We start from the raw sequence: 9,546 nt of genomic DNA, 5'->3' as shown, positions 1-9,546 counted from the left end.
TCGGTCTCGGCCTGCGACTTGAGCTGGTGGTCCTCGATCGTGAAGCCCTGCCGTTCGAGCAGGTATTTCGACTTGAGGCCCCAGGGGCAGACGTGCTTGTCGCTCACAGTCCGATAGAGCGACGCTGTTTTTGTGATTGGTTTGTGTTCCATAGCGATTCGCCGTATAGCGTCCGTACCCAGGTACGGAGTCAAGCGAATGGCGATGACGATCTCTCAATTGGCAAGAAGCGGTGGAGTTGGCGTCGAGACCGTTCGCTATTACCAGCGTGAAGGCCTGCTGTTCGATCCGAGGCCGTCGCGGCTTGGCTATGTCAAGGGACGCAAGCATTACGGGCCCGATGAGCTTCGCCGCCTGCATTTCATTCGCGCGGCCAAGCGGGCGGGATTCACGCTGAAGGAAATCGGCGAATTGCTGAGGCTCGATTCCACCCGCGAGCGGCCCCGTGCACGCGAACTGGCGAGGGCGAGGATCGCTGCGCTCGATGCGGAGATTGCGGACCTTCAGGCGGCCCGCAAATCGCTCGACCGGCTGGCCCGCGAATGCGCCGGCGGCAAGGACGGCCCTTGCCCGATTATCGAAGCCTTCGAATAGCGGCGCTTCGGTTACACATTGAATTTGAACAGCATCACGTCGCCATCCTGGACGAGGTAGTCCTTGCCTTCCTGGCGCAGCTTGCCGGCTTCGCGCGCGCCGGCCTCGCCGCCAAGCGCGACATAGTCTTCATAGGCTATGGTTTCGGCGCGGATGAAGCCTTTCTCGAAATCGGTATGGATCTCGCCTGCCGCCTGCGGGGCCCTGGCGCCCTTGTGGAAGGTCCAGGCGCGCGCTTCCTTGGGTCCGGCGGTGAAGAAGGTCTGCAGGCCGAGCAATTCGTATCCCGCCCGGATCACCCGGGCGAGGCCGGTTTCCTCCAGCCCCAGTTCGGCGAGGTATTCCTTGCGCTCCTCCGGCTCCATGCCGACCAGTTCGGCCTCGATCGCGGCCGAGACGATCACCGCCTGCGCGCCTTCCTCCGCCGCCTTGGCAAAGACCTTCTCGGTCAGGGCGTTGCCGGTGGCGGCATCTTCCTCGGCGACATTGCAGACATACAGCACCGGCTTGGCGGTGAGCAGCTGGGCCTGTTCGAACAGGCGCGCCTCCTCGTCGCCGTTCGGCTGCGTCAGCCGTGCCGGCTTGCCTTCGCGCAACAGGTCGAGCGCCTGTCCGAGCACGCTCGCGGTCGCCCTCGCTTCCTTGTCGCCACCGGTGGCGCGGCGTTTCGCGTTCTCGACCCGCTTTTCGAGGCTTTCGAGGTCGGCCAGCAGCAATTCCGTTTCGACCACCTCGGCATCGGCGATCGGATCGACCTTGTTGGACACGTGCTGGATGTCATCATCCTCGAAACAGCGCAGGACATGGACGATCGCGTCGACCTCGCGGATATTGCCGAGGAACTGGTTGCCCAGGCCTTCGCCCTTGCTCGCGCCTTTGACCAGCCCGGCTATATCGACAAAGGCCAGCTGCGTTTCGATCACCTTCGCCGATTTGGCGATCGCCGCGATCTTCTCGAGCCGTGGATCGGGTACCGCAACCTGGCCGACATTGGGTTCGATCGTGCAGAACGGATAGTTGGCCGCTTGCGCGGCCTGCGTCTCGGTCAAGGCATTGAACAGGGTGGACTTGCCGACATTGGGCAGGCCGACAATCCCGCAGCGAAATCCCATGGATCGGTCCTCGGCTTGTGAAGTGCGGGGGCCATAGAGCATCGCGCGGAAAAGTGGGAACCGGTTTTTCGTAAATGGGCGGTGCGGATGCCGGCGAGCGGGGAGGGTACTCAAAAAAGACGCCCCTCCCGTTGCCGGAAGGGGCGTTGAAGGCGCACGGGAGTCATTGTGCGCCCAAGTGAATGTTAACGTCTGACCCACGCAAGGGCTGTGCCAAGCCCGGCCTGGCGCAGGGCACACTGGTTAACGACATTTGCGATCGTGGCCATCTGTAAGCTCCACCGACAGGTTTGCCGGCGGTACCCCCGGCAAACAAAGGCCTTGCGCAGCCCTGCCAATGCGTCAGAAAGCGCAGCGACGATCTTCAAAGCGGGGAATGGCCGGCAAATGGCAGGTTCGGAGTTTACATTCAGCGAAACCAAGATGCTGTTCCCGACGCCGCTGCTGAAGTTCCAGATTTCGGACGCCGAACGGATCAATGCCGCGCTGCTGGATGAGATAGCCGAACGGCAGGGGAAGGAACCGGGGGTCCTTCGCTCGAATTATATGGGCTGGCACAGCGAGCTCGACTTTTTTGCCCGCAAGGAGCCGGCCCATGTCGAATTGTCTTCTGCGATAGCATCTGCGGTTCAGGTCGCGATGAAGCGTGTTGCCGGCAAGACGGCCCAACTCGACCGGGTGCATTTGCAGATAAGCGGCTGGATCAACGTCAATCCGACCGGGGCCTACAACAACCCGCACGATCATTCCGGCGCCTTCTGGTCCGGTTCGTATTACGTCAGGAACAACCAACCCAAGGGCAAAGGTGACGTGGCAGGCGCGATCGCCTTCATTGATTGCCGGAGTCCACCGGCCGGTTCTGCCTTGATCAAGGCACCCGCGCTGCAAACGGGCTATACCGCCAACCCCAAGGCAGGAGAATTATTGATTTTCCCGGGCACGCTGAAGCATTGGGTCCATCCCAACCTGTCGGAAGAGGACCGGGTCTCGGTGGCCTTCAATGTGTTCGTATTGAAGGGCAAAGCTGGCTGACCCGTTCGCGCCTCAGGACTCCTGCAGCCTCAGCGCGATTTCGCTCATGAATCTTGGTTCGTCGCCCTTGGCCAGCCATTCGGCTTCCGCCGCGATTGCCCCGAGCATGTCGGCGAGCGGCTCCTGCTCGGCCTTGCTGTAATTGCCGAGGACATGGCCATGAACCCGGTCCTTGTGCCCCGGGTGGCCGATCCCGATCCGCACGCGCCGGAATCCGGGGCCCAAATGCCGGTCGATCGAGCGCAGGCCGTTATGCCCGGCGGTTCCGCCGCCGATCTTGGCCTTGACCTTGAAGGGAGCGAGGTCGAGTTCGTCATGGAAGACGGTGAGGGCACCGATCTCTAGCCTGTGGAAGCGCATCGCCTCGCCCACCGAGCGCCCGCTCTCGTTCATGAAGGTGGCGGGTTTGAGCAGGGCGATCTTCTCGCCCGCAATCCGGCCTTCCTGGATCCAGCCCGAGAATTTCTTCTGCACCGGCCCGAACTCGTGCATGTCCGCAATGACGTCGACCGCCATGAAACCGACATTGTGCCGCTGCATCGCGTGACGCGGTCCCGGATTTCCTAGGCCAACCCAGAGTTGCATGCAGAATTCCTATGCGGCGATGCCGCAAAAGCAAAGCGCCGGCTGCACACGCTGGTGAGCCGGCGCCAATGTCGTGCCTGGAGGGAAGCGATTAGTCCTCGCCGCCCTCTTCTTCCTCCTCGGCTTCCGCTTCGGTACCGCCCTCCGCTTCGGAGGCGCCTTCCGCGGCCTCGGCGGCTTCGCCTTCGGCGCGCTTGAGCGCCGACGGAGCGACAACGGTAGCGATCGTATAGTCGCGGTCGGTAATGGCGCTTGCCGATCCTTCAGGCAGGGTGATCGAGCTGATGTGGATCGAATCGCCCACTTCGAGGCCGGTCACGTCGATTTCTATTTCGGACGGGATCCTGTCCGCTTCGCACACCAGTTCGAGCTCGTGACGCACGATGTTGAGCACGCCGCCCTTCTTGAGGCCGGGCGAGGCTTCCTCGTTGACGAACACCACCGGGATCGCGACTTCGACCTTGGCGTCCTTCGCCAGGCGTAGGAAATCGACATGCAGCGGACGATCGTTGACCGGGTGAAAGGCGACATCCTTCGGCAGGGTGCGCACACTCTTGCCGTCGATCTCGATCATCACGATCGAATTCATGAAGTGGCCGGTGCCAAGCTGGCGAACCAGCTCGCGCGATCCGACATGGATCGCCAGGGGTCCTTCCTTGCCGCCATAGATCACGGCGGGGACACGGCCTTCGCGGCGAAGTGCACGGGAGGCTCCCTTGCCAGCCCGTTCGCGCGCTTCGGCCGGCAGGGTAAGAGCGTCGCTCATTGTCGCTACCTTTCGAAAAGCTTGTTTGGTTTCATGCGCCCGCCGCGCCTCCAGGGATGACCATGGCGGGAAGCGCGCGCCGATAGAGTGAACGGCGTGGAAATGCAAGCCTTGCTTACTGGATGCGCGTGACCGTGTAACCGCGCGCTGCGAGCAGGCGCGGCAGGCCGTCTGCGCCCAGCAAGTGCGCCGCGCCGACCGCGACGAAGGGGGTGTCGCCGGATTGGAGCAGCTGTTCGACCTGCTCTGCCCAGGCAAGGTTGCGCTGGACCAGCAAGGCCGCGCGCAACTCGGGATCGGCCATCAGCCCTTCGGCCAGCGAGGCTTCCAGCGTTGCGACGTCTCCCCGCCGCCATGCGCCAACCTGCGCTTCGGCTTCCTGCGCGGCGCCGCTTGCGGAATCGGCCAAGATCTCGAGCATGTCGATCTGGTCCTGCGGCGGCAGGGTGTCGAAGATCGCGAGCTGCCCGAAATAGCCTTCGAGTTCGACCACTCGCCGGCTGTCGGCCATCGCCAGCAAGGCGCGATCGACGCCGTTTTCGCTTTCGCCGAATGCGAGACTGTCCGACACGATCATCGCCACCGCCCAGCTTTCGGTGTCGGCCAGATCTTCATCTTGCCAGTAGCTCTTTTCGATCAACGCGGCGAGCGCCCGCCGGTGCGCAGGCGACACCCGCAGCGAAGGCCGGCCGAGACCTTCGGTAGTTGCCAGTTCCCAGAACAAATCGTCGTCGAGCGAGCGCGGATCGAGTTCGACCGCCAGCGTTTCGGATCGTTCGAACGCTTGTTCGATCGTGTCGGTTTCCCAGTCGAACCCTTCGGGCAGGGCGTGGACGGTCCCGAACAGATAGCCGTGCTCTCCATTGGCTCCGGTGACTTCCCAGAGTGCGGGCGAGGGCGGGGGAAGGTCCGGAGCATCCTTGCCGCATGCGGCGAGCAATCCGGCAAGGGCAAGCAGGCACGAGAGCGGCGCGGACGGCAACCTCACTTGACGCGTGCGCTGGAGATCCCGCGGCGCTTGAGCTGTTCCTGCACGCTGCCCTTGCCGGCGAGGTGTCCGGCGCCGACCGCCACGAAAACCGTTCCCGGCTCATCGAGCCGGTCATCGATCCACACCGCCCAGTTGGCGTTTCTCGTGGTGATCAGCCGCTCATAGAGTTCGGGGTCGGTTTCCTGCGCATTCATCAGTTCGGCCAGCGCCTTGGCGTCGCCCGCGAGCCATCTTCCGACCATCTGGTCAAGCTGGCTGGTGAGTTCCGGCGCAGAATCGACAACCTGCTTGAGATAGGTCAGCTGCGCCTCGAGCGGCAATTGGTCGAACAGGTCGAGCTGGTATTCGACGGTTTCCAGGGCATGGCGGGTCGTGTCGGGGTGGATCTTGCTCAGCAGGACCTCTTCGACTCCGCTTTCCGTCTCATATCCCGCGTTGAGGATCGGCAGCAGCGAAAGCGTGATTGCCGCGAACCAGGGCTTGTAGGCGTCGAAGCTCTGCACTGGCAGGCCGAGCGAAACCAGTACCTCGTCATAGGCCTGGCGATCCTCTTCGCTCATCAATGACCGCAGCGTCTGGCCTTCCGGCAGGACCGCTTTCGCCGCGACAAGATCGGGCATCTTCGCGGCTTCAGCCGCATCCACTTCGGTCACCAGCTGGCTCGAGGCTTCAAGTGCCCGGGCAATATGCGGTTCGTACCAGACGAGATCCCTTGGCAGTGCATGGACCGTGCCGAACAGGTAGATCGTGGTATCCTTGTCCGCGACCCTCCACAGCGCAGGGGAAGGGGCGGAGGATCGCGTGCTGGCGCCACCGTCTCCACCAAGCGTACTGCAGGCAGCCGTAAACTGCAGCGCAAACGCGCCGAGGCCCAAGCCGATGATTCGCAGAACCCTGTTGCCCATGCGTGCCCTATTTGCGTTCAATCGAGAAAAGGGCAAGCGTCACTGCTTGGTTATTGGACGCGTTCCACTTCGATACCGAGCTCGTCGAGTTGTTCCTGTACGCTTCCGAGGCCGGCAAGGTGCCCTGCGCCGACTGCCACAAACACGACTCCGGGCTGGTCGAGCCGCTGATCGATCCAGCCGGCCCAATTGCGATTGCGGCGGGTAATCAGCCATTCGTATGCAGCTGGATCTTCGAAGCCAGCATTCATGACTGCCGCGAGCGCTTCGGTGTTGCCGGCGAGCCAGTCGGCCAACATGGTGTCGATCGTGTCGCTCGCCCGCGGCAGCTGCTCGACCGTCCGGTCGAGATAGAAAAGCTGCAGGTCGATTGGGGTCGAATCGAACATATCGAGCTGGAATTCGGCCGTTTCCAGACCTGCGCGGTCCTTGCCTTGCTCCTGTGCCAACTTGGTCAGGGCCATGTCGGCGCCGGCGTTGGGGTTGTAGCCCTTGCGGACCACCGTGAGCATTCCAAGGTTGATCCCGGCGAACCACGGGTCGAACCGGTCGAGTGCGCCGGGAGGAAGCTCGAGCGTGGCAAGTGCCGCCTCATATTCCACGCGATCCTCTTCGCCCATCAGCGAGCGCAAGGTCTGGCCTTCGGGCAGCAGGGCCTGCGGGGGTGCTCCTTGCTGCGGTCCGCCGGCGGCGAGCATGTCGACCTCGGTCACCAGTTCGCCCGAGGCGTCGAACGCCTGCTTGATCGCCCCGTCGAACCATTCGACGTCCTTGGGCAGCACATGGATCGTCCCGAACAGGTAGATCGTGGTGTCTTCGTCGGCGACCTTCCACAGCGCCGGGCCGGCGGGTTCGGCCGTTCCGGCAGCAGCCGGGTGAGTGGGCAGCAGGATCGTGGCAGAAATGAGGGCGAGCTTCTTCAGTGCGGAAATCATGACGAAATCCCCTTTCGGTTGGTCAAGTCGTGTTTGTTGGCGGGAGCCGCGGTGCGCGGCGGTCAATCAGCAGTGGTCATCGAGGAAGAAGATCTCCTCCACGGTGGTTTCGAACAGCCGGGCGATGCGGATCGCGACGGGGAGCGAGGGATCGTATTTCTCGCGCTCGATCGCATTGATCGCCTGGCGCGAGAGGCCGATCTTCTCGCCAAGGTCGGCCTGCGACCAGTTGCGCTCTGCGCGCAACACCTTGAGCCGGTTCTTCACAGTAGGCCACCGCGGACGCGAAAGGCGACATAGCTCGCGCCCCAGCCGATCATGCCGATCGCCATCATGTCGGGGCCGCGCAGGTCGCGCATGCCGATCGCTTCGCGCAGGGGATCGATCGCCCAAAGCGCGTTCACACCGATCATGGTGAACATCCCGATCATCGCGCTGGTGGCAAGCATCTGGTAGGCAAAGTCGTCGGCGCAACGGCGGTCGGCACTGCTCGCGATGCCCAGGATAACTGCCAGCAGTGCAGGGCTGGCCAGCAGTAGGGCAATGTCGCGGCCCGGATTGGTCGATGGCTTGAGCGCCAATTCCGGCAGGGCACTGCCGTTGACCAGGATGACGACGCCGGCGGCGAGCAACACCAGGACGATGAAATTCGTCATCCCGAGCGTCATCCTGAAGCGGAAGGGTCTGGATTTGGCCATGGTCGTCTCCGTCTCGAATCGCTGACACTATGTCAGGTATACATGACATAATGTCGCTAATCACTGACTATGTCAATAACACCTGACAAAAAGACAGCTGTGATTGCTTTTGCAGGCGAGCATTGACCGCTCAAACGCCATAAGCCATTGGCCGCGCCATGAGTTCTGCCGCGCCACTCAGTTTCCAGGACATGATCCTCAAGCTCCATAATTACTGGAGCGCGCAGGGATGCGTGATCCTGCAGCCTTACGACATGCGGATGGGGGCGGGGACCTTCCACCCCGCGACGACCTTGCGCGCGCTCGGCCCGGAACCATGGAACGCGGCCTTCGTCCAGCCGTCGCGCCGCCCAACCGATGGCCGCTACGGCGAAAATCCCAACCGGCTGCAGCATTACTACCAGTACCAGGTGATCCTCAAACCGAGTCCGCCCGACTTGCAGGAGCTCTATCTCAAGAGCCTCGAAGTGATCGGCATCGATCCGCTGAAGCACGATATCCGCTTCGTCGAGGACGATTGGGAAAGCCCCACGCTCGGCGCCTGGGGGCTGGGCTGGGAAGTGTGGTGCGACGGGATGGAAGTTACCCAGTTCACCTATTTCCAGCAGATGGGCGGGTTCGACTGCAAGCCTGTCTCGGGCGAGCTGACCTACGGGCTCGAACGGCTGGCGATGTATATCCAGGACGTCGACAATGTGTACGACCTCGATTTCAATGGCCGCGGCGTGACCTATGGCGACGTGTTCCTCGAAAACGAACGCCAGATGTCGAAATGGAACTTCGAGGTCGCCGATACGGCAGCGCTGTTCGAGCTGTTCGCCAAGGCCGAATCGGAATGCCGGAATTGCCTTGAAAATGAAGTGCCTATCGCAGCCTATGAACAAGCGGTCGAGGCCAGCCACATCTTCAACCTGCTGCAGGCGCGCGGCGTGATCAGCGTCCAGGAGCGCGCCAGCTACATGGGCCGGGTGCGCGATCTCGCGCGCGGCGCGTGCGAGGCCTACATGGCCAAGGAAAAGGACCGCTGGGCTGCCGAATATGACGGGTGGACGGCGTGATGACGGCTGCTCCCATGATCATGCCTGTTCGGCGTAGCCGATTGGGGAGAGGGACCGCCAAGCCGCAGGCTTGGGGGTGGAGGGGTAGTGCGCTCCATACCCCTCCGTCACGCGCCTTCGGCGCGCGCCACCTCCCCATTTCGCTTCGCGAAACAGGGAGGAACGGATGAGCGACTTCCTGCTCGAACTTCGCTGCGAGGAGATTCCTGCCCGGATGCAGGCGGGCGCTCGGTTCGACTTCGAACGGCTGTTCCGGGCCGAAATGGCAGCCGCGGGCGTAAATCTGGGTGAAATCACCGTCTGGAGCACGCCGCGGCGGCTGGCGCTGGTCGCGCGCGGGCTGCCGGAGCAGACCGAGGCCGTCAGCGAAGAGTTGAAGGGGCCGAAGATCGGCGCGCCGGAGCAGGCGCTCGAAGGCTTCCTGCGCAAGACCGGACTCACCAAGGGCCAGCTTACCGAGCGCGACGGGGTGTATTTCGCGGTCACCGAGAAGCCGGGCAGGGCGGTGTCGGAGGTGCTCGCCGAGGCCATTCCGGCGATCATCCGCGCCTTTCCCTGGCCCAAGAGCATGCGCTGGGGGGCGGCCTCGCTGCGCCCCGAGAGCCTGCGCTGGGTCCGTCCGCTTTCCGGGATCGTGGCGATTTTCGGCGAGGACCTGGTCGAGTGCGAAATCGACGGAATCGCGAGCGGATATGCCACCCATGGCCATCGCTTCCACTGCCCCGGGGAAATCACCATCGGCTCGGCCGGCGATTATGCCGAAAAGCTGCGCGCCTGCCATGTGATCGTCGATCACGCGGAACGCGAGGCGCTCATCCGCGAGGGCGCGGCCAGGGTTGCGGCGGATGCCGGGCTGGTGCTGGTCGAGGA

The 9,546-nt window shown here is 63.1% G+C and carries 12 protein-coding genes; 4 read left to right on the top strand and 8 right to left on the bottom strand.

Annotation, left to right across the window (positions count from 1 at the left end):
- Positions 1-198: 198 nt before the first annotated feature.
- Positions 199-594, top strand: a complete 396-nt coding sequence (locus AC16XC_RS08145) for a MerR family DNA-binding protein (RefSeq protein WP_484034151.1) — start codon at positions 199-201, stop codon at positions 592-594.
- Positions 595-605: 11 nt separating this feature from the next.
- Here AC16XC_RS08145 and ychF read toward each other — a convergent pair whose 3' ends face one another.
- On the bottom strand, positions 606-1,706 hold the full coding sequence (gene ychF / locus AC16XC_RS08140) for a redox-regulated ATPase YchF (RefSeq protein ID WP_484034150.1): 1,101 nt from the start codon (positions 1,704-1,706) through the stop codon (positions 606-608).
- 321 nt (positions 1,707-2,027) lie between these two features.
- Between ychF and AC16XC_RS08135 the strand changes: the two genes are divergently transcribed.
- Complete coding sequence (locus AC16XC_RS08135) at positions 2,028-2,738, top strand: TIGR02466 family protein (protein ID WP_484034149.1); 711 nt, start codon at positions 2,028-2,030, stop codon at positions 2,736-2,738.
- Positions 2,739-2,750: 12 nt separating this feature from the next.
- Here AC16XC_RS08135 and pth read toward each other — a convergent pair whose 3' ends face one another.
- The 7 genes from pth to AC16XC_RS08100 all read right to left on the bottom strand — a co-directional run bounded on the left by pth (position 2,751) and on the right by AC16XC_RS08100 (position 7,618).
- Positions 2,751-3,323, bottom strand: coding sequence for an aminoacyl-tRNA hydrolase (gene pth, locus AC16XC_RS08130; RefSeq protein WP_484034148.1), 573 nt, complete (start codon positions 3,321-3,323; stop codon positions 2,751-2,753).
- A 91-nt stretch (positions 3,324-3,414) separates the two neighbouring features.
- Positions 3,415-4,089: a 50S ribosomal protein L25/general stress protein Ctc gene (locus AC16XC_RS08125; RefSeq protein WP_484034147.1), complete on the bottom strand. Its 675-nt coding sequence runs from the start codon at positions 4,087-4,089 to the stop codon at positions 3,415-3,417.
- Positions 4,090-4,204: 115 nt separating this feature from the next.
- Positions 4,205-5,077 carry a TraB/GumN family protein gene (locus tag AC16XC_RS08120; RefSeq protein ID WP_484034146.1) on the bottom strand — a complete coding sequence of 291 codons (873 nt, stop codon included), beginning with the start codon at positions 5,075-5,077 and terminating at the stop codon, positions 4,205-4,207.
- On the bottom strand, positions 5,074-5,985 hold the full coding sequence (locus AC16XC_RS08115) for a TraB/GumN family protein (protein WP_484034145.1): 912 nt from the start codon (positions 5,983-5,985) through the stop codon (positions 5,074-5,076). Before AC16XC_RS08115 ends, AC16XC_RS08120 begins: the two co-directional genes overlap by 4 nt.
- 50 nt (positions 5,986-6,035) lie before the next feature.
- Positions 6,036-6,920, bottom strand: coding sequence for a TraB/GumN family protein (locus AC16XC_RS08110; RefSeq protein WP_484034144.1), 885 nt, complete (start codon positions 6,918-6,920; stop codon positions 6,036-6,038).
- A gap of 66 nt (positions 6,921-6,986) precedes the next feature.
- Positions 6,987-7,187 (bottom strand): helix-turn-helix transcriptional regulator, encoded by a 201-nt coding sequence (locus tag AC16XC_RS08105; RefSeq protein WP_484034143.1) that lies wholly within the window; start codon positions 7,185-7,187, stop codon positions 6,987-6,989.
- Positions 7,184-7,618, bottom strand: a complete 435-nt coding sequence (locus AC16XC_RS08100; RefSeq protein WP_484034142.1) for a hypothetical protein — start codon at positions 7,616-7,618, stop codon at positions 7,184-7,186. Before AC16XC_RS08100 ends, AC16XC_RS08105 begins: the two co-directional genes overlap by 4 nt.
- Before the next feature lie 158 nt (positions 7,619-7,776).
- On the opposite strand from AC16XC_RS08100, the gene AC16XC_RS08095 reads away from it, so the two are divergent.
- On the top strand, positions 7,777-8,676 hold the full coding sequence (locus AC16XC_RS08095; protein ID WP_484034141.1) for a glycine--tRNA ligase subunit alpha: 900 nt from the start codon (positions 7,777-7,779) through the stop codon (positions 8,674-8,676).
- Positions 8,677-8,842: 166 nt separating this feature from the next.
- On the top strand, positions 8,843-9,546 hold a 704-nt coding region (locus AC16XC_RS08090; protein ID WP_484034140.1), incomplete at its 3' end, for a glycine--tRNA ligase subunit beta.

This window comes from Candidatus Andeanibacterium sp. (assembly GCF_057143545.1).
The sequence above is the reverse complement of the archived record's forward strand: the minus strand, read 5'-3'. Positions and strand labels throughout refer to the sequence as shown.

Excerpts from the sequence above, each read along its gene's own strand:
- AC16XC_RS08115 (WP_484034145.1), bottom strand. The coding sequence starts at position 5,985 with ATGGGCAACAGGGTTCTGCGAATCATCGGCTTGGGCCTCGGCGCGTTT.
- AC16XC_RS08110 (WP_484034144.1), bottom strand. The coding sequence starts at position 6,920 with ATGATTTCCGCACTGAAGAAGCTCGCCCTCATTTCTGCCACGATCCTG.
- pth (WP_484034148.1), bottom strand. The coding sequence starts at position 3,323 with ATGCAACTCTGGGTTGGCCTAGGAAATCCGGGACCGCGTCACGCGATG.
- AC16XC_RS08125 (WP_484034147.1), bottom strand. The coding sequence starts at position 4,089 with ATGAGCGACGCTCTTACCCTGCCGGCCGAAGCGCGCGAACGGGCTGGC.
- AC16XC_RS08145 (WP_484034151.1), top strand. The coding sequence starts at position 199 with ATGGCGATGACGATCTCTCAATTGGCAAGAAGCGGTGGAGTTGGCGTC.
- AC16XC_RS08100 (WP_484034142.1), bottom strand. The coding sequence starts at position 7,618 with ATGGCCAAATCCAGACCCTTCCGCTTCAGGATGACGCTCGGGATGACG.
- ychF (WP_484034150.1), bottom strand. The coding sequence starts at position 1,706 with ATGGGATTTCGCTGCGGGATTGTCGGCCTGCCCAATGTCGGCAAGTCC.
- AC16XC_RS08095 (WP_484034141.1), top strand. The coding sequence starts at position 7,777 with ATGAGTTCTGCCGCGCCACTCAGTTTCCAGGACATGATCCTCAAGCTC.